Source organism: Clostridium sp. 001, assembly GCF_019056555.1.
GTDB classification, from domain to species: domain Bacteria; phylum Bacillota; class Clostridia; order Clostridiales; family Clostridiaceae; genus Clostridium_B; species Clostridium_B ragsdalei.
Map to the genome: position 1 here is coordinate 2,238,775 of NZ_CP020473.1, position 24,591 is coordinate 2,263,365.

A 24,591-nucleotide genomic window follows, 5' to 3' on the forward strand; every position below is an offset into this window, starting at 1 on the left:
GACATAAGTAAAATTAAAAATTATATTACTGGGGGGATATTTTTGAATAAAGAGATTGTTTTGATTTTCCAAGTAGCCGCTGTATTTATAGGTACAATAGTTGGCGCTGGCTTAGCATCAGGACAAGAAATAAGCCAATTTTTTACCCAATATGGTTACAAAAGCTTCATAGGTATATTGATCTGCTGTATTGTATACATAGTAATGTCAATTATAATAATTAGCATAAGCAAAAAATATAAATTAAACTCTTATGATGGTCTCATATCCTTAGTAAGTCCTGGATTTTTAGGTATACTTACCAATTCCTTAACTACTTTTTTCTTAATTGGTGGATCAGCTATAATACTTGCTGGAAGTGGCGCCCTAATTCATCAATACTTTGGAGTATCACGGTGGATAGGTATAATATTTATGATATTTATAGCTATGATTACATTATTTAGAGATACTAAAGGGCTGCTTGAAATAAATTCAGTCATAGTTCCTTCACTTATATTAGTAATAGTAACGTTATTTATATTATATTTAGCTTTCTATAAAAATCTAAATATATCTAGCTTAAAAAATATAAATTGCTGTAAACAGAGCTGGCTTTTCTCTTCATTAATGTATTCTGGTTTTAATATGTTATCCTGCAGTGGCGTTTTAGTGCCTTTAAGTCTTTCCATAAACAAAAGGAAAAGTCTTATCGCAGGTTCTATTATCGGCTCCTTAATCCTTACAATACTGGTTTTTATAATAAACTTCATGCTAATTTTGAATATACCCTATATATTTAAATATGAAATTCCCCTCCTCTACATAGCAAATCGTTTTGGAAAAATATTAGAAATAGTACTGCTTGCTATAATTTGGTTGGAGATGTTTTCTACAGAGGTATCTAATATATATAGTGTAGGAAAGAACTTTGAAGAAGTATTTAATATACCCTATAAAAGATCAATAATTATAATAATATTAATTACAATTCCTGTATCCCAAATTGGTTTTGTAAAACTAATTTCATTTTTATATCCTGCTTTTGGTTTAGTAAGTCTTATATTTATAGTACAATGTATTGTTTTTTATCTTAGAAATTATAATAAATGAATTACTTCTTTATGTTATAATTAAAAAGCTATAATCATATTGATTTTTAATTATCTAAACTTTAAAGGAAGTGCTTTTATGCAAAACTATTTGGAAAATTGCATCTTATGTCCTAGATCCTGCAAAGCAAACAGATTAAAAGGCTCAACTGGCTTTTGCAATGCTGGCAAAAATGTAAAAATAGCCAAAGTATCCTTACACAAGTGGGAAGAACCCTGCATTTCTGGTATTAATGGTTCAGGAACTATATTTTTTTCTAATTGTAATCTAAGATGTGTTTTTTGCCAGAATCACACTATAAGTGCTGAGAACATAGGAAAAGAAGTATCCATAAAAAGGCTTAGTGAAATTTTTCTAGAACAACAGGATAGAAATGCTCACAACATAAATTTAGTTACTCCAACCCATTACATTCCACAAATAATTAAAGCCCTGGATATAGCTAAATCAAAGGGTCTTCATCTTCCAGTATTATTCAATACTAACAGTTATATAAATGCAGCTGCTTTAAAAGACCTGAAAGGATATATAGATGTGTATCTTCCTGATTTAAAATATTTTAATAGCAAATATGCAGTTAAATATTCTCATGCCCCCGACTACTTTATCTATGCTTCAAAAGCCATAGAAGAAATGTTTAACCAAGTAGGCACTATAAAATTTGATAAAAACGGCATGGTAACAAAAGGGGTTATAATACGTCACCTCATGCTGCCCGGTTTATTATTTGACTCAAAGAAAATAATAGATTATATATACAATACCTTTGGAGATTCAGTTTACATAAGCATAATGAATCAATATACACCTATGTATAATTCTTATAAGTTTCCTGAAATAAACAGGCCTTTAAGCCCAAAGCACTATGATTCATTTATAAATTATTGTCTATCTCTAGGTATAAAAAATGCATTTATTCAAGACAGTACAAGTTCTTCTAAAAGTTTTGTACCTGACTTCAACTTAGAAGGAATTTAAATTAGAAATTGGCTAGAATAGAATCTCTGTTCCTATCCTAGCCAATTTCACTATATTTTGTTTTTACCTAGTTGTGTCCTAAATATTCAGCTTTAATTCCAAATTAAAGTTTTATTTCAAGTCTATCCAATTTAGCAATTATCTTTAAACTTTTAATCTCAATAGTTTCTGTTCTTATACCACTTCTACTACTAATAAGAAGCACCTTATTACTATCCAGCTTCTTTATCTGTCTCAATTCCCTTTTTCCACTATATTCTACTAAATATATAGAATTATTATAGATTTCCCCTGTGATGTGTACAAAAACTAAATCTCCTCTTTGTATTCTAAATCCTTCCATATCATCACTTTCTACTTGCAAATACATCACTTTATCCTGAGCATATCCTTCTATTTTATTATCAATCAACGGAAGCTGTCTAAATCCTACTGATCTTCTCATATCATATTTATAAATAGGTACCTTTTTTAAAACAGATCCAAAAGCCTCACTCCAAACGTCCTGTACTTTCTCCTTCTTAGTTACTGGAGAAAATTTTGGAGTTTTATCTTCTTTATATACTTCCTCTTCAAAAGACATAGTTATATCATTTATACTTTTACCTAATATTTTGGAAAGTTTATCAATTATATTTTGATTTACTATTCTCTTTCCAGATTCCGCTTCATTTATAAATTTCTCTGAAACTCCTAGTTTTTTAGCTAACTGTTTCTGACTAATACCCAATTCAGTTCTTGCTAATTTTATTTTTTGTCCTACTCTATTCATTTTCTCCTCCTAATTTAATAGATAATGATTATTTTTCTCCTAATGTCAGAAAATATTAAAATTATAGATTTCCTAATGCAAGAAGGAAGTCATTATTTGAACTTTGATATTTAAACTTTAAACTTTCTATATACTTCCCTCTTTTAAAAGTTTATAACTCAATTGTATTATAAATTTACTTTCCATGGAATTAAATATTGTTACTTTTCCTACTTTATTCTTATTGTTTTTTATATGGTATTTAACAAGCTGTCTTTTAAGTTGTTCTACAGTACCTTTACTTCCATCTATTATAGGGATGTCCTCATTTAAAATTTTGCGTATGCTTTTCTTTACAAATGGGTAATGAGTACATCCTAATACCACTGCTGCAATTCCTTCATCTTTCAGTGAATTTAGTTTTTCCTTTAAATAACCTTCTACTTCCTCTCCTTCTATCTTACCCTGCTCAATAAGTTCTACTAAACCAGGACATGGCAGTGGTTCTATCGATGATCTACTTTCATACTTTTTCATGAGATTACTAAACTTTCTTTCTGAAAGGGTCATAGTAGTTGCCATTATTACTATCTTACCTTTTCTATTAAATTCTACTGCCGGTTTTAAAGCTGGTTCTATGCCTATTATAGGCATAGATTTGCTATATTTTTTTCTCAAATCTATTATTGCTGCACTAGTTGCAGTATTACAAGCCACAACCAACGCCTTTATATTCTTTGTTAATAGAAGCTCTACTGCATTAAAAGTAAGTCTTTTTACCTCTTCTGCAGTTTTTACCCCATAAGGAGCCATTTTAGAATCTCCAAAATACACAAAATCTTCATTTGATAAGATTTTAACTGCTTCTTTTAAAACACTTATTCCACCTATTCCAGAATCAAAAAAACCAATAGGTCTATCTTCTAAATCCACTCTATCACCTCATTATTCTAATCAAAAAACTTTCTATATTCATTATATATTATACATTTAAACTATACAAAAAAAATCTAAAAAACTAAATTATGAGTATAATTAATCGTTTAAATCTACAATATAAGTATGTTGCAAATTTCTTGCTTTCTATTAATATTGCAATTACAATTATAAATTCCTTCAAAATTCTATTGACATATATCAATATTAATTATAAAATCATAGATATATAAATTTGAGTTATTAAAATAACGAAAGTAGCAATTTATTAGGTGTAAAAATATTAGAGTATTAAAAATGAGATACTCTTCTAATTATTTATAGGAGGAATGGAATTATGTTAAAAGATCTAGTGTATGTAGTGCCTAAAGAAACGCACTCAGAGGAAAATTTAAAGAAAATGCTAACTGCACATTCAGAAATAAAATTTGTGTCCCTTATAGGTATAGATCTTTCTGGTAACAATACTGATGAGAAAATCCCTATTGAGGTCTTTTTGAAAGATATAAATGGCTTTTTAAATGGAGCAATTCAAACTGATGGTTCATCTGTAGTTCTTCCAGGAATAGCAACTCTAAACAATGCAAAAGTAGATATGCTGCCTGATCTTGATGTAAATTGGTATGTAGAATACAATGAAGAAAATATTGACCTTGAAACAAATAAGCCTGTTGGAACACTGAGAATTCCTTGTTTCCTATATCATGAAAACAAAGCAGTAGATTCTAGATACGCTCTAAAAAATTGTGTAGAACATTTCACATCAAATCTCTTAGACTTATTTAAAAAATACCCTAGTACTATATCATCTTTTGGAATAAAATACGAGGATATAGATGATGTAATTGCTACTTGTGCTACAGAACTAGAATTTTGGGTAATGACACCTAACGATAAAGCACACACTGAAGAATTATTCACATCTCAGGAACTTCAAGAACAATATTGGACTAGAACAAAAGGTATAGTAAAAACAGCCTTAGAGGAAACTCTATTAAATATGAACTTATACGGCTTAAAGCCTGAAATGGGACATAAAGAAGTAGGCGGTGTAAAAGCTAAAGTAGATAAATCAGGAAACTTCAATCATGTAATGGAACAATTAGAAATAGACTGGAAATACTGTACTGCTGTTCAAGCAGCAGATAATGAATTACTTGTAAAGAATATAGTTGAAGAAACTTTTAGAAGCAATGGATTAGATGTTACTTTCCTTGCTAAACCTATTGAAGGGGTAGCTGGCAGCGGAGAACATACCCATATAGGAATAGCACTAAAACTTAAAAATGGTAAAGTTATGAATCTATTTTCTTCTACTAAAGAACACTTCTTAAGTATTTTTGGATATGCTTCTGTAATGGGAATACTTAAAAACTACGAAGTTATAAATCCTTTTGTTTCTAACACCACTGATTCCCTCAGAAGATTAAAACCTGGATTTGAAGCACCTATATGTATAGTAACTTCCCTAGGTCACTCTGCAGAGATTCCTTCAAGAAACAGAACTGTACTTATAGGAGTTATAAGAGATTCTGCAAATCCTTTAGCTACAAGATTTGAATTAAGAGCTCCAAATCCTCATACAAACACCTATTTAGCTGTAACTACATTATATTTAGCTATGATGGACGGAATAAAATATGCGGTTACAAATGAAAAAACAGAAGATGACTTATTAAAGGAACTTTCCAAGAAAGCTGAAGATGATGCAGATTATTTGGAAAAGGGAAGGGCATATAGAAGTGAGGAAAATGTATTTGAATCCTTTTCTGATGAAGAAAGAGTAAGATTATTTGGTACAGCCCCTGCAACTGTATATGAAAATCTCAGCGCTCTTGATAAATACCCAGAGAAAAAAGCTGTCCTAACTGCAGAAGGTGTATTAGACGAAAAATTAATAAACAGCTTTAGATTAGGAGCTACAACTAGATGGCTAATAGAACTAAATCATAGAATATTAAATGATTACTCCAATGAAATAAGAGATTGTAAGATGTTACATTCCATAGATAAAGCTTTAGATCTAGATGTAGCTAATTGGCAAAAAATAAATGATTTAAGATATTACTTAATGAAAGATTCATATTCTAATAAAAGCTTATTTACTAGAATAAAACTTGCATCAGAAGCTGGAGATTACGAAGAAGTATCTAACCTTCAAATAGAAGCTGAAGAAAAAATTAGTGAACTGAAAGATTTATACTCAAGTTATAAGAAAAATTTATTAGATATCTAAGTATAAAGAAGGTAGTAAGCTTAAAGTTTACTACCTTTTTAATCAAATTATATTAAAAATCCCTTAAAGGGAAATTTTTTATAAGTGTTTCCTTTCTATTGTTTATAGGTTTCCAAAGTGCTATTCTATCTATTCGAGCCATTTTATAAATTTCATCTTTTTTGTTATTATTACAAGCTGAAACGTACTCCTTGGATGTCAATTCCTTAATGGAGTAATTCGTATTTGCAAGTACAGTATGTAGGTCCCAATTGTTTCCATTCTCTCTAACATCAAACTTATAAAGTTTTAAAGTTTCATTTATCTGTCTTGCCAGCCTTATTACATATCCTTTATTTTCTACCTTTAAATTAACAGACTTATAAGATTGATTAAAACAAATGGCTTCATTCACTTTTACTTTAAACTTCTTATAAGGTTTTAATATATCAGAAACAATCTTAGTAAATTTCTCTATATCTGGATTTTCCACAGCTCCAAGAGTTATATGTAAAGGCGGTATATTTTTATACAATCTATACTTTCTACATATATTCCTTTGTATATGCTCAATATAAGAATAGGAATCTTTATCAAACAAAGCTACTAAATAATATTTCATTATTTTCTCAATCCCCCAAATTAATTTTACAAAAATGTATAGTATGTAACTAACATTATATCACATAATTATTATTCTTATAGCATTAAAAATTACCAATAATTATAGGTATATAAAATGTGTCTAAGTGTAAAAATACTAATGTTATAAAATTTACAAAGAGAAAGAGGTGAAATCCTGCTTTAAAATATATTTATCTTTTAAAAGCAGGTATATTATGAATAATACTGAAAATAATAGTATTGGATGTATAGTAAATGAATGCAGATTTCATGCAAAGAATACAAATTATTGCACTCTCGACAAAATACAAGTTACAAAGCATGAATCTATGGCTAAAGACGTACAATGTACTGACTGTGGTAGTTTTATGAAGCAAGAATAATTATTCTCCACAGTATCTACTTGAAACAATAAAAACTTAAAACAATTCCACCAGCCCAGCTTTGTCATTAAAGCTGGGCTTTAATTTAAAAAATAATTAATTTCATTTATATTATAATTTAAGAGTATCATTCATATTTTCAAATTTTATGTTAAAATAACACAAAATTATGATATAATAAATTTTGTGTAATATGAATTAAATTTGAGATTTTCTAAACTTTATATAAATATAAATTTGTGATAAGGATGGATACGTGAATGGATAAATTGGTAATTAATGGTGGAAGGCCTCTTTCCGGTTTTATAGAAATTAACGGTGCAAAAAATGCTGCTGTAGCAATATTACCGGCATCAATAATGGCCAGTAAAGGATTATGCTCAATTGATAATATACCTAATATAGAAGACGTCCACTGCATAGAAAGAATTCTTGAGAGTTTAGGCTGCGAAATAAAAACAGGTAAAAATTCAGTAGTAATTGATAGTACTACTATAAATAGTATAGATGCAAACACTGATGATGTACGAAAAATGAGAGCTTCTTATTATCTCATAGGCGCACTGCTAGGTAGATTTAAAAAAGCTAGGGTTGAACTACCAGGAGGATGCCCTATAGGGGTTAGACCTATAGATCAGCATATAAAAGGATTTGAAGCTTTGGGTGCCCAAGTTAAAATTAAACACGGTTGTGTATTAGTAGAAGCTAAAAAATTGATTGGAACAAGTATATTTTTTGACGTAGTAAGCGTAGGGGCCACTATAAACGTAATGTTAGCTGCCTCTCTTGCAGAAGGAGTAACTACCTTAGAAAATGTAGCAAAGGAACCCCACGTAGTAGATGTAGCAAATTTCTTAAATAGCATGGGAGCGAATATAAAAGGTGCAGGCACTGATATAATAAGAATAGTAGGGGTCAAAGAACTAAAAGGTTGCTCCTATAGTGTTATACCAGATCAAATAGAGGCTGGTACGTATATGATTGCAGCAGCAGCCTGCGGTGGAGAAGTAGTTGTCCAAAACGTTATACCTAAGCACCTGGAATCTATATCAGCAAAGCTTATAGAAATGGGAGCTGAGGTAATAGAAGATGGTGATTCTGTTACTGTAAAATCAAGTGGAAAATTAAAGGGCGTAAATATAAAGACCCAACCTTACCCTGGATTTCCTACAGATGTACAACAACCTTTAAGTACTCTTTTAACCGTAGCAGAAGGAAGAAGCATTATAAATGAAAGTATATGGGAAAGTAGATTTAAGCATGTAGATGAACTCAAAAAAATGGGTGCCAATATTAAAGTAGAAGGTAGAACCGCCATTATAGATGGCGTAAGTAAGCTCAGTGGAGCTATTGTAAAAGCAACAGACTTGAGAGCTGGTGCTGCAATGGTTATAGCTGGCCTTATTGCCGAGGGCACTACTGAAGTTTTGAGTATTAAACACATTGATAGGGGATACCCCAATATAGAAGATAAATTTAGAGCTCTAGGTGCCGATATAAAGAGAGTATCTTATTCTGAGTAATACAAATATTATTAATAGGGAGATTTATTATGATTTTTTGTCCTTTATACAGTGGCAGCAGTGGAAATTCCATATTTATAGCATCTGATAATGCTAAAATTCTGATAGATGCAGGACTTTCTGGTAAAAGTATAGAAAATGCTCTTTTAAAAATTGGACATAAGCCAAATGACATAGACGCCATACTAGTTACCCATGAACACAGTGACCATATTAAAGGTGTAGGTGTGTTATCTAGGAAATATGATATACCTATATATGCAAATACCCTTACCTGGAAAGCCATGTTAAAATCTATAGGCAAGATAAAAGAACATAATATCAAAATAATTTATGACAATTATATAAACATAAAAGACATGGACATAGTAAGTTATAGTATATCCCATGATGCTGCAGATCCTTATGGATATGCAATTAACTGTAAAAACAAGAAAGCATGTGTAGCAACAGACTTAGGTTTTATATCAGATGACATCAAGGATATATTAAAAGATTCAGATTTAATTCTTTTAGAAAGTAACCACGATGTAGAAATGTTAAAGTTTGGACCTTATCCCTATGATTTAAAAAGGAGAATTCTAAGTAAAATAGGTCACTTATCAAATGATGACTGTGGAATGGCCATCCCAGACATTTTAAATGGAAAATTCAAAAGAATTATTTTAGGACATTTAAGTAAAATAAATAATTATCCTGAATTAGCCTATGAAACTGTAACAAATAGTTTAAGAGAATGCGGCATTAAATTAAATACTGATGTAAGCATATCCATGGCAAGACGTGATCAGCCCAGCAATTATATAAGCTTTTAAAAGTATGGGAAGATTTTATACAGTTAATTTTGCCTTGTGAAAACTGTCAGGAGTGATATTAAAATGGAAAGAGAAACTACATATTGCTGTGATCATCATGTTGACATAGCTTTTGATGATTTTTTGGTGGATAATGAAACTTTTCCCTATTTGGTGAATATAACAGGCCATAAGTGTACTTATTGCAACAAAGAGGCCACTTACGCCTTAAAATCAAGACCTTAAAAAGGAATTGCAAAATATAATAATTTTTATTATAATACCTCAGTATAGGTTTTTTATTAAAAAGATTTTTAACTTAGACAAAATATTTAAAATAGAAGATAAATATGGTGATTTTAGACAAAGGCTGGCATTGTATTAATACAAATCAGCCCTTAAATTAGAACACCTATATATTTATCTGTAGATTTGAAGGGAGGTACTGCTGTAAAAAATGTATACAGCAGGATAACGTATGAGTTTGTATGAAGATTGGACAAATATGGTTGTAAATTTTGTAAAGTCAAAAGGTGAAGCTGCCTTTTGGAAAGAATATGGCTCAATTGAAAAAAGTATTTATACAAAAATTTTATCTGAACATGAGGGCGCTATAGATGGAGCTATAAAAGACTTGGCAAAAAAGTTTGAAACTTCAGAAGTATTTTTCATGGGATTTTTAGATGGAATAAATGACAGTCTTGAAAAACCTTTAGTTCTTGAAGACTTAAAGGTAGATTCAAAAATCGCTATAGAAATTAATTTTGAAAAATTATACTTTAACATGTTAGATGCCAAAGCTGATTATCTGTATGATCTTCCTCAGTGGGAGTCTATATTTTCAAATCAAAAAAGAAGAGAAATACATAAACAATGGGTTTCTTCTAAAACCGTAGTAAATAAAACTAAGGTTGGTAGAAATGATCCTTGTCCATGTGGCAGCGGTAAAAAGTATAAACAGTGCTGTGGTAAAAAATAAGTATATGATTTTCATGTTTAATTTGGAGTAAGCTTTTTAAAGTTTGCTCCATTTTTATTATTATATTTATCCCATCGCTGTCATATAAGCAAACTCCATCTGAACCTAAGAATCATTTGATATATTATCGTAAAATAGAACTTAATTTTTTATAAAGGAGGATTTTTAAATATGAAAATTAAAAGCAAAAAAATCACACTCATAATTTCAATTTTAGCAATTGCTCTTTTTACATTTATTTATTTTAATAGCCCACTTAAGTCTAATAAAAATTACCCCATAGTCACCGGGTCATTTATCCAGTTAGATCTCACTCAAAATTGGTCAGATAGTGATTGGCAGAAGGAACTAACCTATCTAAAGCAAAACAAAATGAAGTATTTGGTGCTATCTGGTGTCTCCCAAACTAATGACAACATTACTAAGATTTCATATAAAAATTCAAACACAAACTACCTGAAATTATATCCTAGCGTTGATCCTGTGGATTTATGTTTAAAAAATGCTGAAAAATTAAACATGAAAGTTTTTATGGATACCAATTATAACAATGAGTGGTGGCAAATATCTCCGGAAAACTCAGCCTGGTTAAATTCTCAAATAGAAAGAAGCAGTCTTATAGCTGATGATTTATATAAGAACTATCACCGTAAATATCCTAATGCTTTTTATGGATGGTATTTTCCTTATGAAGTAGACAATGCTAAATTTAATAAATTCAATAAATATGACGCTCTAATAAATGCTATAAATGTTCACCTTAAAACTCTTAGTGAAAGAAAAGAACGTCTTCCTATTTTATTATCGCCCTTCATGAATTCATCTGCAGGTACTGCCAAAGAATATGAAGCAGATTGGAAATATGTATTTTCAAAAACAGACTTTAAAAAAGGAGATATATTTTGTCCTCAAGATTGCGTAGGCAGTGGTAGGCTAAAACTAGAAGAAGTTAATTCATGGTATACTGCCCTTAGAAAAGCTGTAGACAGCAAACCTGGCATGTTATTTTGGGCCAATGCTGAAAACTTTGATTATGCCAATAACTCCAGTACACCTTTGGACAGGTTTTTAAAACAACTCACTTTGGAACAGCCCTGTGTGGACAACATAATATGTTTTTCTTACAGTCACTATTATAGTCCAAATAACATAGACAGTGGCTTTAATGAAGCATATTCTTATTATGTAAAAAAAGGCAAACTTCCTATAAAAAAATTAGATATTCCTCAAAATTTAACTGTATCAACTATAGAAAAAAACAAGTTTAGAATAACTTGGTCAAGCCCTAAAAACTCTAATGATATTTGCGGCTATGAAGTTTACAGAAACGGTACCCTAATTTCTCGTATTATGACCCAAAGGAAATATGGAGGTAATCCTCAATCTTTTACTAAATCCATTACAGATATACCTTTACTACGTGAAGATACAAAACATTGTACTTATGAAGTAAGATCTCTAGGTTTTTCGGGCAATGTATCAAAACCTTCAAAACCTGCAGTAGCTGCAGTGGATTCTATAAAAAAGCTTCCAAACCTGCTTTCAAGGAATTGCACTTACACCTTGCTTCCTATGCCCCACGAAAATTACAATGATGCAACGCTTAAAAAACTTACTGACGGAAAGTTTGCTTCTGTAAATTCAGTAAAAGACAAAGCTTTGGTAGGTTGGTACACTAAACCTATAGATATAACTATAGATCTAGGAAGCTCAAAACAAGTGGAACAATTCATGGTAAGTTATTTTAGAGACACAATTTCTTGGGCTGAACTTCCCGATAGAGCTTCTATTGCCGTATCTGAAGATGGTGTAAATTTTACACCTGTAGGACTTTTTAGGGTTCCTTCTGTACCTTTTTCAGATAGATATGGTTCCAAATATCCACTATATTTAACTTTGTCCAGGCCTATAAATGCAAGATATATAAAACTAACTTCTATTACTAAACCTAATTATTATACTTTTATAGATGAATTTGAAGTGCGAGGTAACTAAAAACACCACTGTACATATGTTTAATGTAAATTTTTCGTTTGCATACCTATTATATTATTGTATAATATAATAGAATGTGACTAAATAACGATTCCTAAGCATCAGATAGAGTTAAAACTCCCTCTGATACCAAGAACCTATTTATAAAGTTCATACTAATCTTAAAAACTGTGTATTCAGTTAATCCAATATTTTAAAGCAGTTATGAAAATTTAAAATACAATGTACTTATGGAGGAAAATTTATGGAAACCACATTGATAAGATCTCTTTATAGAGAAACTGAAAAATTTGTAAACAAAGATATTAAAATTTCAGGCTGGATTAGAACCCTAAGAGATTCTAAATCATTCGGCTTTATAGAATTAAATGATGGATCATTTTTCAAAAACATTCAAATAGTCTTTGATGAAAAATTGACTAACTTTAAAGAACTAACAAAATTAGCTATCAGTTCATCATTGTCTATAGAGGGCACCTTGGTTCTTACACCTAATGCAAAACAGCCTTTTGAAATACAGGCCAAGAAAATAACATTAGAAGGTAATTCATCTTCAGACTACCCTCTTCAAAAAAAAAGACATACTTTAGAATATCTTAGAACCATCGCTCACTTGAGATCAAGAAGCAATACTTTTTCTGCAGTATTTAGAGTTCGTTCTATAGCAGCTTATGCAGTTCATAAATTCTTCCAAGAAAGAGGATTTGTATATGCAAACACACCTTTAATAACTGGAAGTGACTGTGAAGGTGCTGGAGAAATGTTTAAAGTAACTTCCATGGATTTAAATAACATTCCTAAAAAGGAAGATGGCAGCGTAGACTATTCAAAAGATTTCTTTGGTAAAGAAACAAATTTAACTGTAAGTGGTCAATTGTCCGCAGAAACTATGGCTCTTGCTTTTAGAAATGTATATACTTTTGGTCCTACTTTTAGAGCAGAGGATTCAAATACAGCTAGACACGCTGCTGAATTTTGGATGATAGAACCTGAAATGGCCTTTGCTGAATTAAAAGATTATATGGATGTAGCAGAGGAATTAGTAAAATATGTAATAAATTACGTGCTTGAAAATGCACCAGAAGAAATGGCCTTTTTCAATTCTTTCATAGATAAAACTTTATTTAGTAGATTAGATAATGTAGCTAATTCAGAATTTGGTAGAATAACTTACACTGAGGCTGTGGATATATTAAAGAAAAGTGGAGCATCGTTTGAATATCCAGTAGAATGGGGTATTGACCTTCAAACAGAACATGAAAGATATCTAACTGAAAAAGTATTTAAAAAGCCTATATTTGTTACCGATTATCCAAAAGCCATAAAAGCATTCTATATGAGAGAAAATGAAGATGGGAAAACAGTTGCAGCTGCAGATCTTTTGGTACCAGGAGTAGGAGAAATAATTGGAGGAAGCCAAAGAGAAGAACGATATAAAGTTCTTGAAAAAAGAATAGAAGAACTTGGACTTAATAAAAAAGATTATTGGTGGTACTTAGAACTTAGAAAATATGGAGAAACTAAACATTCCGGTTTTGGCCTTGGGTTTGAAAGAATACTAATGTATATAACTGGTATGTCTAATATACGAGATGTAATTCCATTTCCTAGAACAACTGGTTCTGCTGAATTTTAATGCACTAATTGTTAGGCATTTTCAAAGAAATAACTAGTCAATATGCTAGCCTATTTCTTTCAAATGCCTTAAGGGGGGTAATATTGTATGGAAAAAAGAATAGGTGTAGTTGGTATAGTAGTAAACGACCTTGAAAACTCTCCAAAAGTAAATACTATACTTCACTCTTTTTCAAATATCATAGTGGGAAGATTAGGTATTCCATACAGAGAAAAAAACGTTTCAGTTATATCAGTAATAGTAGACGGTACCTCAGATGAAATAAGTTCCATGACTGGCAAGTTAGGTAAAATGGATGGAATAACGGTAAAAACTGCTATAACTAAAAAGTAATTTTATTAAATAAGAATAAGACTTCTAAAATTTACATAAAATTAAGGAGGTCTTATTTTTGTGTTCAAAATATCCTTACATAATAAAATTACTTTGTAAACCTTTTACTTTTGACATTAAAATTACTTTATACGAAAAATTATAAAAATTTATAAATTTTTATAATTTTTTTCATTGTAACCGGTTGCACATTGTTTCAATATTTATTAAATTTCGCTAAAATATAATATGTAGGAAAAGTCATTGTAAAAAAATTTTATAATAATTATATATAAAGAAAGGCGGCCTATGCATGAATATAGTAAAATTATTTGAATTACAAGAAAATTTAAATAGCAGAATTAGAAGTAACATTTCTATAAAAAAAGATTCTTTAATTTCAAAGGAAACTCTTGCACTTCAAGTAAAAATGGCTGAACTGGCTAATGAAACCCAGTGTTTTAATTTTTGGAGTAATGATGTAACTGCAAACAATGATTTAATTTTAAAGGAGTATATAAATTCTTTAAATTTTATATTAACTCTAGGACTTGAAAAAGAATTTACTGATATTAAAATAAACGTAAAAACCAACGATGGAGATATTACATCTCAATTCTTAAATTTATATATCGATATAAATGACTTTATCGTCTGTTCATCTAAAGATCATTACATAACTTTATTCGAAGATTTTTTGAGTTTAGGATACAGCCTAGGTTTTTCCACGAAAGTCATAGAAAATGCTTACTACTCTAAACATTCTGTTCTTATGTAAATAAACTTAACTTCTAATATTCTCAAGTGCATAACCTTGAGAATATTTTTATAAACAAAGTTTTAATAATATAGATCTCCTATGGTTAAACTACTGTGGGAGGCGATATAAATTGTTTGGTATACTTTATTCAATAGTAGCAGGAATAAGCATGAGCATTCAGGGTGTATTTAATACTAGATTGAGTGATAAATTAGGGCTATGGATCACAACCACAATAGTTCAAGGCACTGGGTTTGTAATAGCCCTTATCTTAGCTTTTTTTAGCAAAAAAAACACCTTGCAAAACATAAGTTGCTGCAAAAAGTTATACCTTTTAGGTGGGGTTTTAGGTATAATCATAACAGTAACTGTAATACAAGGCATTAAATTTCTAGGGCCAACTCATTCTATTGCAATAATTTTAGTTGCCCAACTTGCTACTGCAGCCTTAATTGATTTTTGGGGATTGTTTGATTCCCAGAAAATAAGTTTTACAACAAATAAAATACTAGGATTGACTATGATGGTTTTAGGTATAATAATACTTAAATGGAGAAGTTAGATACTTTTAATATATTAGACTAATTAATTAAATAAATATATAATTAATACAGGATATGTTAAAAAAGTAAAACTGCCATTTTAAGGGGGAATTTTCAATGGACTTTAAACAAATAGAAGCTTTTATAAATGTAGCTAAATTTAAAAGCTTTTCAAAGGCTGCAAATTTCAGTTTTTTATCTCAGCCTGCCATTAGTTCTCACATTTCTATTTTAGAAAAAGAATTAAAAGTATATTTATTTGATAGGACTTCTAAAGAGGTACGTCTTACTCCTGCAGGAGAATCTTTTCTAAACTTTGCATTAGAAATTTTAGAAATTCGTGACAACGCCATATATACATTAACTAATTTTAATGAAACTATAACTGGTAATTTAAAATTAGCTTCTAGTACTACTCCCTGTAACACCTTAGTTCCTTCCTTAATAGAAAAATTTCATAATATACATCCTGGTGTAACTTTCGATGTATTAGAATTAAACTCTTCAAAAATAATTGATAACATAATAAAATTTAATTTTGAAATTGGATTAATAGGAGAACCTATAGACGATGAAAAAATTGAAAGTTATGAATTAACTAAAGATGAGCTAGTTATTATATCTCATCCTTCCTTTAACATTCCCGATATTATAGACATACCTTCCCTTTTTAAGTACAATTTTATATTACGAGAAAAAGGTTCTGCTACAAGAAAGACATTTGAAGATGCCTTAATAAAAAATGGATATAGTACTTCTCACATAACTTCATGTTTAGAAGTGAATAATATAAGCACTCTTATACAATTTGTAAGAAAAGGATTTGGTATAGCTGTAGTTTCAAAGCAAGTACTTAAAAATTATATATCCCTAGGACTTATAAAGGAAAGTACTATAAAGGATATTCCACTAACTAGATCCATATATCTTATTATAAGTTCTAAGAGATCTCTTACTCCAACAGCAAAATCATTTTTTAACTTTTGTAAAAAATGTTTTAAGATAGATTAGTATGCTATAGGGTTCTTTTTTCCTAAATTAACTTATACATAAAATTTTGAATTAATATAAAAATAATGCGAAGCAATTTTCTTAGTTGAGAATTGAGAGTGGAAAGTGGAGAGTTAATGTGGATTTTTTTCGTTGCACTACAAAAATCTTTGATTAAACTTTTAACAACTCGTTTCGCTAAAGCGAAACATTGCTGATTCATATAAATTTAAAGATTTTTTGCGATAGCTAAAAATCATCCTTCACTATTAGTTTTCAATTATTAATTTTTAACTATAGCACATATACTGTAATAAGCATTATAATATATTGTAATAAATTTTAAGGAGAATAATATGTTTTCCATAAAAAAGAAATTGGAACTTAACCTAAAATTATCAATGGACAAGGGATTATATAAAACTTACAGAGTTATAATAAAATGTAATTCTCTTATGGAAATTATAGAAAAAAAAATAAAGCTGTACAACGGTAAAATAATACGTTCAATTCCAATTATAAATTGCATATGTGCCACCTTAACCTCTCGTTCTATAAACAGGATAATAGAATTTCCTCAAGTGCGTTACGTGACAAATGACTGCTGTGCTCTACTATGCGGTAATAATAGCATACTTGCTTCAAATGGTGTAGTATTTGAGGATAACTACAAACTCACAGGTAAAAATGTGTGTATAGGGTTAATAGACTCAGGTTCTTACCCTCATCCAGATCTTTTGAATCCTAAAAATAAGATAACAAAATTTGTGGATTTAATAAACTCATATAAATATCCCTATGATGACAATGGACATGGTACTTTTATGAGTGGAATTATGTGTGGCAGCGGTATTGAGTCCAAAGGACTATATAAAGGTATTGCAGAAAACAGCAGTATTTACTCTATAAAAGCCTTTAATGCTCTAGGTAAAGGCTATGTGTCAGATATATTATTTTCACTTCAGCTATTATTGAATGAAAGCTCAGATGAAAAAATAAAAATAATTTGCCTTCCCTTTGAACTAGATATGGATAATCATTTCATACTATCCTTATTTGAAAAAATGTTTCAAATAGCTGTTAAATTAAACATAACAATTATAGTGCCGTCTGGTCACCGAGGTAACCTTCAAGGTAGCATAAAAGGCATTGCCACTTTAAACAATTGTATAACTGCTGCAGGCATTGATACAACTTTTAAAGATCTTAAACCCTATAAATACTCTTCCTGCGGTCCCATTAATAAAATTCAAAAACCTGACCTGAGTGCTGCCTGCGTAAATATATGCTCTATAAATTCAAATACACAATATATACCCCAGCGAAATGGAGCGAAACTATATCCAAAACCGCTTGAAAATCCATATGTATATTATACGGGAGTCTCCTGTGCCGCAGCCTATATAAGTGGTGTATGTGCCTTAATGTATGAAAATAATCCTGAGCTCACTTTCAATGATCTAAGTTCTCTTTTAAAAATATCCTGCAACCTAATCAACGTACCAAAATGGTGTCAAGGTTCTGGTATGTTGGATTTAAATAGATTATTGCCTTAAATATAAAATAACTACAAATGAATAGTTTGATCTATTCTTTGTAGTTTATCATTTAACAAAATATAATTTAATTCTAATAACCCTTATTTATATCTACTATGTTTACTAACTTGTCTCCTGATGCATACCTTTTTAGATTATCATATATCATATTAAATCTCCTAATGTCCACTTGATCTGATACCCAAGAATTATGAGGTGTTATAGTTACATTTTCAAATTCCCAAAAAGGACTACTTTCATCTAAAGGCTCATTTTCTACCACATCTAAAGCAGCTCCTGCTATTTTCCCATTTTTTATGTTCTCTAGCAAAGCTTTTTCATCTAATATAGATCCTCTAGCAATGTTCACTATGTAAACTCCATTTTTCATACTTTTAAATAAGTTTTCATTTACTAAATGATTGGTTTTCTTAGTATAGGGAATAGACACTACTACTATATCAGATAACTTTAACATATCTTCTACATTTTCCAAAGAGAAACACTTATCAAAATGTTCCACATCATTGCCCTTTGTATTTAATCCTAAAATTTTTACACCAAACGGTTTCAATCTACTTGCCGCTTCTTTAGCTATACTACCTGTACCTATAAATCCTACCGTTTTGCCCCACAACTCCAATATTCCCATATCCATTTTCCAGATCTTATTTTTTTGTTTTTCATAGAACTTCTGGCTGTGTTTCAGCATTTCTAATATCTTTAATACTATCCATTCTCCCATAGGTATGCTATATCCACCCTTATTATTAGTCAAAATTATATTTTTCTTCCTAATATCATCCTTGGGAGCCTGATCTATTCCAACACTAAAAAGCTGTATCCATTTTAACTTATTCATTTTACTTATATCTAGAGTTTTAAAAGGATCATAGCATAACAAAACCTCTGCATCCTTAAATTCATCCTTATAATGCAAATTGTCATCTTCAACTACTTCTATGTCATATCCTAATCTTTGTATGCCGCTGATACTTTTCTTACCAAAATCACGCGTACACAGTAATTTAATTCCCATAAGACTCACCCCTACAAAATCAAATACCTAAAATCCACTTATTCCATAAACTTGCCCATTTTTCTAAATTTATTGTACCTTTCCTGGAGTAACTCTTCTTTAGATCTTTTCCTAAGTATACCTATTTTTTCTATAAGTTCTTCTTTTATGGTGCAGGACATTTTATCTACATCTTTTTGTGCCCCTCCTGCAGGTTCCTTTAATACTTTATCTATTATACCGTATTTTTTTAAATCTTGAGCTGTAATTTTCATAATCTCAGCTGCTTCCTTAGCTTTGGAAGCATCTTTCCATAGTATACCTGCAAAACCTTCCGGGGTTAAAATAGAATATATAGAATTCTCCAGCATCCAAACTGAATCTGCTACAGCAAAAGCAAGGGCGCCACCACTTCCACCTTCTCCAACTATTATAGATATTATAGGTACTTTTAAATTAAACATCTCCATTAGATTTTTGGCTATTGCCTCTCCCTGTCCTCTTTCCTCTGCTTCCATGCCGCAAAAGGCTCCAGGTGTATCCACAAAACATATAATAGGCCTATCAAATTTATCTGCCTGTTTCATAAGTCTTAATCCTTTTCTATATCCGTCAGGCTCTGGCATACCAAAATTTCTCTTTATATTTTCTTGTGTATTCCTACCTTTTTGCTGGGCCACAATTGTTACAGGTTCCCCATTTAACAATCCAATACCTCCTACTACAGAAGGATCATCATTAAAATATCTATCTCCATGAAGCTCCATAAAAGAGTCAAATATTCTATTTATATAATCAAGTGAAGTTGGCCTTTCTATCATTCTAGCTAAAGTAACCCTATCCCACGCATTTTTACTCTCAAATTTTTTATTAAAAATTTTTTGAACCTTTTCTAATTTTTCCATATAAGAGCTTCCTTTCATTTAGAAAATTTACCTATTCCTATTATGAATATACAATATCTTCTTCAAGGTATTCTTTAAACTTTCCCTTGAAACTATACTATCTACAAATCCATGTTTTAATAGAAATTCTGCACTTTGAAATCCCTCAGGAAGTTTTTGCTTTATGGTCTGCTCTATTACTCTCTTTCCTGCAAATCCCACGAGCGCTCCAGGTTCTGCTAAAATTATATCACCAAGCATAGCAAAACTTGCTGTAACTCCACCAGTAGTAGGATCTGTAAGAACCGATATATATAAAAGTCCTGCATCATTCAACCTATTTATAGCTCCACTTATCTTTGCCATCTGCATTAATGAAAAAATACCTTCCTGCATTCTAGCACCTCCAGAAGCTGTAAAAATAATTAGAGGTATTTTTAACTCAATAGCTTTTTCTACAGCTCTGGTAATTTTCTCTCCTACAACGGAACCCATGCTTCCCATCATAAAATTACTATCCATAACACAAATTACTGAAGACTCTCCTCCTATGGTACCCTTTCCTGTAATTACAGCTTCTTTGAGATTAGTCTTTTTCTGCATGTTACTGATTTTATCTTCATATCCTTTAAATCCTATAGGATTAGTAGACGTCATGTTTTCATCAAATTGGCAAAAGCTGTCCTTATCTGTTATAAGATCTATTCTTTCTTTAGCATTCATCCTAAAATGATGCTTGCAATACTGGCATACTCTATTATTTTTTTCTAGATCCTGCTTATAAAGTACCTTGCCACATCCATCACATTTTACCCACATTCCATTTGGTATACTTGGCTTTGAATCTAAATCTTCATGGATATTATTTAAAGCCCTCTGACTAACTGTAATATATTTTGTTTTTTTGAAGAATTTATTTAACAAGCTTTATCACCTCTCTTATAAGATTGACCACCAAATCGTAAATAGTCAATTTATTTTATAGTAAAGCAATATAACTATTTTACTACAAATAAAGGAAGGAATTAATACTTGAAATTATTTTCTATAAACTTTGTATCGTAAGTTCCTTCTATAAATTCCTTACTATCTATGAGTTCAAATTGGAAGTCTATATTGGTACTAACTCCTTCTATAATAAACTCTCCCAGAGCTCTCCTCATTCTACATATAGCCTCATCTCTATCTTTTCCATATACAATGAGCTTTGCTATCATAGAATCATAATAGGGAGGAATATTATATCCCGAGTACACTGCACTATCTACTCTTACATTAAAACCTCCAGGTACATATAAATCTTTTATTTTCCCTGGAGAAGGCATAAAACCTCTTTTTACATCTTCTGCATTTATTCTGCACTCTATAGAATGACCAGTTATTTTCACATCCTCTTGAGAAAAATCCAACTTTTCTCCTGCTGCAATTTTTATCTGCTCTTTTACAAGATCTATACCCGTTACCATTTCTGTTATAGCATGTTCTACTTGAATACGAGTATTCATCTCCATGAAATAGTAATTGTTATTTTTGTCTAAAAGAAATTCTACAGTTCCAGCATTATTATAATGTACAGCTTTTGCAGCCCTTACAGCTGTTTCTCCCATGCATTTTCTAAGTTCTTCCGTAACTACCTTGCTAGGTGCTTCTTCCATTACTTTTTGATTTCTTCTCTGCATGGAACAGTCTCTTTCTCCCAGATAAACTACATTTTCAAAATTATCTCCAAGTATCTGAATTTCTACATGCTTTGGCCTTTCTATAAACTTTTCCAAGTATATAGTATCATCTCCAAAGGCTGCACTAGCTTCAGCTTTAGCATTTTCATAATTTTTTATAATCTCAGATTCATCATATACAACTCTTATACCACGTCCACCACCGCCTGCAGATGCTTTTATCATAACAGGGTATCCTATTTTTCTTGCAGTTTCCAAAAGTTCTTCATTTGTTTTTATGGCCCCATCTGACCCTGGTACGATAGGAACCCCTGCCTTTCCCATTATATCTCTGGCATTAGACTTATTGCCCATATTGTCAATGCATTCCGGAGTAGGACCTATAAAAGTAATATTGCACTGCTGACATATACTTGCAAACTTACTGTTTTCAGATAAAAAACCAAATCCAGGATGAATGGCTTGTGCTCCTGATAAAACTGTGGCACTTATTATATTTTGTACGTTTAAATAACTTTCTTTAGGAGATGCCGGTCCTATACATATGGCTTCATCTGCCATCTGAGTGTGAAGTGCATCCCTATCTACTTCTGAATACACTGCTACAGTTTCTATTCCCATTTCCCTGCAAGCTCTAATTATCCTAACTGCTATTTCTCCTCTATTGGCAATCAAAATCTTATTAAACACTTTTAAAATTCAACTCCTGACAATTTAATTTTTGTCTCCTATCATAAACAACAATTCACCTTCAGCAGCTTTTTTGCCTTCCACATAGGCTACTGCCTTTCCAATTCCTGCAGGTCCTTTAATTTTTACAATTTCTGCTTCTAATTTAAGTGTGTCCCCAGGCACTACCTTTCTTCTGAATTTTGCCTTACTTATTCCTCCAAAGAAAGCTATTTTTCCTTTAAATTCTTCTTTGCTTAAAATAGCTACAGCTCCAGCCTGAGCTAATGCTTCTATTATAAGTACTCCAGGCATTACAGGTTCTTCTGGAAAATGTCCCTGAAAAAAATATTCATTAGCAGTAACATTCTTATATGCTATAACTTTTTTACCTGGCTCCATATAGGTTACCTTATCCAACAAAAGAAATGGATATCTATGAGGAATAATTTTTTTTATTTCATTTATTCCAAAGTTCACATTAAATTCATCTTGTTCCATAAGTATTCTCCTCCCACAGCTATTAAGCTTCAGTTTTTATTTTAAATAGTGGCTGACCATACTCTACCATTTGTTCATTCTTAACTAAAATATCCACTACTTCTCCATCTACCTCGCTTTGAATCTCATTCATAAGTTTCATAGCTTCTATTATACAGAGAGTGTCTCCTTTTTTTACTTTAGATCCTACATTTACGAAAACAGGTTTTTCAGGTCCTGATGAATTATAAAAAGTACCTACTATAGGTGACTTTACATCTTTTATGTTGTCACCTTCTATATCGTCATCTTTTTTTTCTTCAGATTTTTTAACCTTATCTATATTATCTTCTTTTACTTCAATTTTGTCACTTTGTTTTTGAAAAACAGGTTTTATATTTTCTCCATTTTCTTTTACTATGTTTACCTGTTTTATGTTTCCTTCTTCACCTTGCTTTTTCATAATTATAGATACGTTATCCCAATTAACTTCTAAATATCCAAGCTTTGAATTATCCATAGTTTTTATCATATTTTCAATTGCTTTAAAGTCCATATTTACTCACTCCACTTTTTTAATAAAATCACTGCATTATGTCCACCAAATCCTAAAGAATTAGACATAACATATTTAAGTTCAGCCTCTCTTGCCTTGTTTGGAACATAATCTAAGTCACATTCCTCATCCTGAACTTTATATCCTACTGTAGGAGGTATAATTCCTTCTTCTAAAGCCTTAACACTTATTATAGCCTCTATTGCTCCTGCAGCTCCAAGCAAATGTCCAGTCATTGATTTTGTAGAGCTTATAGGTATATTCTTAGCATAATCTCCAAAAGCTTTTTTAATTGCCTCTGTTTCAACTTTATCATTTATTTTTGTACTTGTTCCATGAGCATTTATATAAGATACTTCTTCTTTTTCAATTCCAGCTTCTTCTATAGCAAGGCTCATAGCCCTTGCTGCACCTTCACCACCTGGTGCTGGTGATGTCATATGGTATGCATCACATGTAAAACCATATCCAACTAATTCTGCATATATTTTAGCTCCTCTTTTTTGAGCATGCTCTAAAGACTCCAATATCAATATGCCAGAACCTTCTCCCATTACAAATCCATCCCTTTCCTTATCAAAAGGAACAGATGCTCTTTTAGGATCTGTACTCTTAGTTAAAGTAGTTGCTGCAGCAAATCCAGCCATAGACAATGGTGTAATACATGCTTCGGTTCCACCTGCTATCATTACATCTGCAAGATTATTTTTAATCATTCTAAAAGCTTCACCCACACAATTTGTACCTGTAGCACAAGCTGTAACTATATTACTGCATGGTCCCTTAGCTCCAAATTTTATAGCTATATTTCCAGCAGCCATATTACTTATAATCATTGGTATAAATAAAGGAGTTATTCTGTTAGGTCCTTTTTCCTCTAACACAGAATGTTGTTTTTCTATAGTTCCTATTCCACCTATACCTGAACCAATAACTACTCCAAATCTTTCTTTCTCTACACTTTCAATATCAAGTTTAGAATCTTCTACAGCTTCCATTGCTGAAACCATAGCAAACTGACAAAATCTGTCAAACCTTTTTGATTCTTTTCTGTCTAAATGTTCATGTGGATCAAATCCTTTAACTTCTGCTGCAACTTTTGCTTTATAATTTTCTGCATCAAAAGCCTTAATAAAATCTATTCCACAAACTCCATTTTTTATATTATTCCAAAATGTATCGGTATCATTTCCTACTGGTGTAATTGCTCCAAGTCCTGTAATTACCACTCTTTTTTCCATATCTTTCACCAACCCT

25 protein-coding genes are annotated in these 24,591 nt (G+C 30.9%); 15 read left to right on the forward strand and 10 right to left on the reverse strand.

Annotation, left to right across the window (positions count from 1 at the left end; genetic code table 11):
* Positions 1 to 42 precede the first annotated feature (42 nt).
* Positions 43 to 1,092 carry a transporter gene (locus tag B5S50_RS10365; protein WP_065076918.1) on the forward strand — a complete coding sequence of 350 codons (1,050 nt, stop codon included), beginning with the start codon at positions 43 to 45 and terminating at the stop codon, positions 1,090 to 1,092.
* A 78-nt stretch (positions 1,093 to 1,170) separates the two neighbouring features.
* On the forward strand, positions 1,171 to 2,070 hold the full coding sequence (locus B5S50_RS10370) for a radical SAM protein (protein WP_065076919.1): 900 nt from the start codon (positions 1,171 to 1,173) through the stop codon (positions 2,068 to 2,070).
* Positions 2,071 to 2,173: 103 nt separating this feature from the next.
* Here B5S50_RS10370 and B5S50_RS10375 read toward each other — a convergent pair whose 3' ends face one another.
* Complete coding sequence (locus tag B5S50_RS10375) at positions 2,174 to 2,842, reverse strand: helix-turn-helix domain-containing protein (protein ID WP_065076920.1); 669 nt, start codon at positions 2,840 to 2,842, stop codon at positions 2,174 to 2,176.
* A gap of 126 nt (positions 2,843 to 2,968) precedes the next feature.
* Positions 2,969 to 3,754, reverse strand: a complete 786-nt coding sequence (gene murI, locus B5S50_RS10380) for a glutamate racemase (protein ID WP_065076921.1) — start codon at positions 3,752 to 3,754, stop codon at positions 2,969 to 2,971.
* 340 nt (positions 3,755 to 4,094) lie between these two features.
* On the opposite strand from murI, the gene B5S50_RS10385 reads away from it, so the two are divergent.
* On the forward strand, positions 4,095 to 5,993 hold the full coding sequence (locus tag B5S50_RS10385) for a glutamine synthetase (RefSeq protein WP_065076922.1): 1,899 nt from the start codon (positions 4,095 to 4,097) through the stop codon (positions 5,991 to 5,993).
* A 52-nt stretch (positions 5,994 to 6,045) separates the two neighbouring features.
* Here B5S50_RS10385 and B5S50_RS10390 read toward each other — a convergent pair whose 3' ends face one another.
* Complete coding sequence (locus B5S50_RS10390) at positions 6,046 to 6,594, reverse strand: 2'-5' RNA ligase family protein (protein WP_065076923.1); 549 nt, start codon at positions 6,592 to 6,594, stop codon at positions 6,046 to 6,048.
* Positions 6,595 to 6,811: 217 nt separating this feature from the next.
* Here B5S50_RS10390 and B5S50_RS10395 point away from each other — a divergent pair, with 217 nt between their 5' ends.
* The 12 genes from B5S50_RS10395 to B5S50_RS10450 all read left to right on the forward strand — a co-directional run bounded on the left by B5S50_RS10395 (position 6,812) and on the right by B5S50_RS10450 (position 18,066).
* Positions 6,812 to 6,979 carry a DUF1540 domain-containing protein gene (locus tag B5S50_RS10395; protein ID WP_013240768.1) on the forward strand — a complete coding sequence of 56 codons (168 nt, stop codon included), beginning with the start codon at positions 6,812 to 6,814 and terminating at the stop codon, positions 6,977 to 6,979.
* Between the two features lie 260 nt (positions 6,980 to 7,239).
* Complete coding sequence (locus B5S50_RS10400; protein WP_013240769.1) at positions 7,240 to 8,502, forward strand: UDP-N-acetylglucosamine 1-carboxyvinyltransferase; 1,263 nt, start codon at positions 7,240 to 7,242, stop codon at positions 8,500 to 8,502.
* Positions 8,503 to 8,531: 29 nt separating this feature from the next.
* Positions 8,532 to 9,317 (forward strand): MBL fold metallo-hydrolase, encoded by a 786-nt coding sequence (locus tag B5S50_RS10405; RefSeq protein ID WP_065076924.1) that lies wholly within the window; start codon positions 8,532 to 8,534, stop codon positions 9,315 to 9,317.
* A gap of 63 nt (positions 9,318 to 9,380) precedes the next feature.
* Positions 9,381 to 9,542, forward strand: coding sequence for a CxxH/CxxC protein (locus B5S50_RS10410; protein ID WP_083985512.1), 162 nt, complete (start codon positions 9,381 to 9,383; stop codon positions 9,540 to 9,542).
* 232 nt (positions 9,543 to 9,774) lie between these two features.
* Positions 9,775 to 10,275 carry an SEC-C metal-binding domain-containing protein gene (locus B5S50_RS10415; RefSeq protein WP_065076925.1) on the forward strand — a complete coding sequence of 167 codons (501 nt, stop codon included), beginning with the start codon at positions 9,775 to 9,777 and terminating at the stop codon, positions 10,273 to 10,275.
* Between the two features lie 171 nt (positions 10,276 to 10,446).
* Positions 10,447 to 12,270, forward strand: coding sequence for a DUF4434 domain-containing protein (locus B5S50_RS10420; RefSeq protein WP_254306743.1), 1,824 nt, complete (start codon positions 10,447 to 10,449; stop codon positions 12,268 to 12,270).
* Positions 12,271 to 12,514: 244 nt separating this feature from the next.
* Positions 12,515 to 13,906, forward strand: a complete 1,392-nt coding sequence (gene asnS / locus B5S50_RS10425) for an asparagine--tRNA ligase (RefSeq protein WP_065076926.1) — start codon at positions 12,515 to 12,517, stop codon at positions 13,904 to 13,906.
* A gap of 87 nt (positions 13,907 to 13,993) precedes the next feature.
* Positions 13,994 to 14,239 carry a TM1266 family iron-only hydrogenase system putative regulator gene (locus B5S50_RS10430; RefSeq protein WP_065076927.1) on the forward strand — a complete coding sequence of 82 codons (246 nt, stop codon included), beginning with the start codon at positions 13,994 to 13,996 and terminating at the stop codon, positions 14,237 to 14,239.
* 292 nt (positions 14,240 to 14,531) lie between these two features.
* Positions 14,532 to 14,996, forward strand: coding sequence for a dUTP diphosphatase (locus tag B5S50_RS10435; protein WP_065076928.1), 465 nt, complete (start codon positions 14,532 to 14,534; stop codon positions 14,994 to 14,996).
* Between the two features lie 112 nt (positions 14,997 to 15,108).
* Complete coding sequence (locus B5S50_RS10440; protein WP_065076929.1) at positions 15,109 to 15,540, forward strand: DMT family transporter; 432 nt, start codon at positions 15,109 to 15,111, stop codon at positions 15,538 to 15,540.
* Between the two features lie 97 nt (positions 15,541 to 15,637).
* Positions 15,638 to 16,531, forward strand: a complete 894-nt coding sequence (locus tag B5S50_RS10445; protein WP_217303716.1) for a selenium metabolism-associated LysR family transcriptional regulator — start codon at positions 15,638 to 15,640, stop codon at positions 16,529 to 16,531.
* Positions 16,532 to 16,866: 335 nt separating this feature from the next.
* Positions 16,867 to 18,066 (forward strand): S8 family serine peptidase, encoded by a 1,200-nt coding sequence (locus B5S50_RS10450; protein WP_217303717.1) that lies wholly within the window; start codon positions 16,867 to 16,869, stop codon positions 18,064 to 18,066.
* A gap of 73 nt (positions 18,067 to 18,139) precedes the next feature.
* Here B5S50_RS10450 and B5S50_RS10455 read toward each other — a convergent pair whose 3' ends face one another.
* The 7 genes from B5S50_RS10455 to fabF all read right to left on the reverse strand — a co-directional run bounded on the left by B5S50_RS10455 (position 18,140) and on the right by fabF (position 24,575).
* Positions 18,140 to 19,087 (reverse strand): phosphoglycerate dehydrogenase, encoded by a 948-nt coding sequence (locus B5S50_RS10455; protein WP_217303718.1) that lies wholly within the window; start codon positions 19,085 to 19,087, stop codon positions 18,140 to 18,142.
* Between the two features lie 38 nt (positions 19,088 to 19,125).
* The gene (locus B5S50_RS10460) at positions 19,126 to 19,971 is read right to left on the reverse strand and encodes an acetyl-CoA carboxylase carboxyltransferase subunit alpha (protein ID WP_065076933.1); all 846 of its coding nucleotides are present in this window, start codon (positions 19,969 to 19,971) and stop codon (positions 19,126 to 19,128) included.
* 27 nt (positions 19,972 to 19,998) lie between these two features.
* On the reverse strand, positions 19,999 to 20,874 hold the full coding sequence (gene accD / locus B5S50_RS10465; RefSeq protein ID WP_217303719.1) for an acetyl-CoA carboxylase, carboxyltransferase subunit beta: 876 nt from the start codon (positions 20,872 to 20,874) through the stop codon (positions 19,999 to 20,001).
* Between the two features lie 101 nt (positions 20,875 to 20,975).
* Positions 20,976 to 22,319, reverse strand: coding sequence for an acetyl-CoA carboxylase biotin carboxylase subunit (locus B5S50_RS10470; RefSeq protein ID WP_217303720.1), 1,344 nt, complete (start codon positions 22,317 to 22,319; stop codon positions 20,976 to 20,978).
* 24 nt (positions 22,320 to 22,343) lie between these two features.
* Positions 22,344 to 22,799, reverse strand: a complete 456-nt coding sequence (fabZ, locus tag B5S50_RS10475) for a 3-hydroxyacyl-ACP dehydratase FabZ (RefSeq protein WP_217303721.1) — start codon at positions 22,797 to 22,799, stop codon at positions 22,344 to 22,346.
* Between the two features lie 22 nt (positions 22,800 to 22,821).
* Positions 22,822 to 23,334, reverse strand: coding sequence for an acetyl-CoA carboxylase biotin carboxyl carrier protein (accB, locus tag B5S50_RS10480; RefSeq protein ID WP_065076937.1), 513 nt, complete (start codon positions 23,332 to 23,334; stop codon positions 22,822 to 22,824).
* 2 nt (positions 23,335 to 23,336) lie between these two features.
* Complete coding sequence (gene fabF / locus B5S50_RS10485) at positions 23,337 to 24,575, reverse strand: beta-ketoacyl-ACP synthase II (protein WP_217303722.1); 1,239 nt, start codon at positions 24,573 to 24,575, stop codon at positions 23,337 to 23,339.
* Between the last annotated feature and the right edge of the window lie 16 nt (positions 24,576 to 24,591).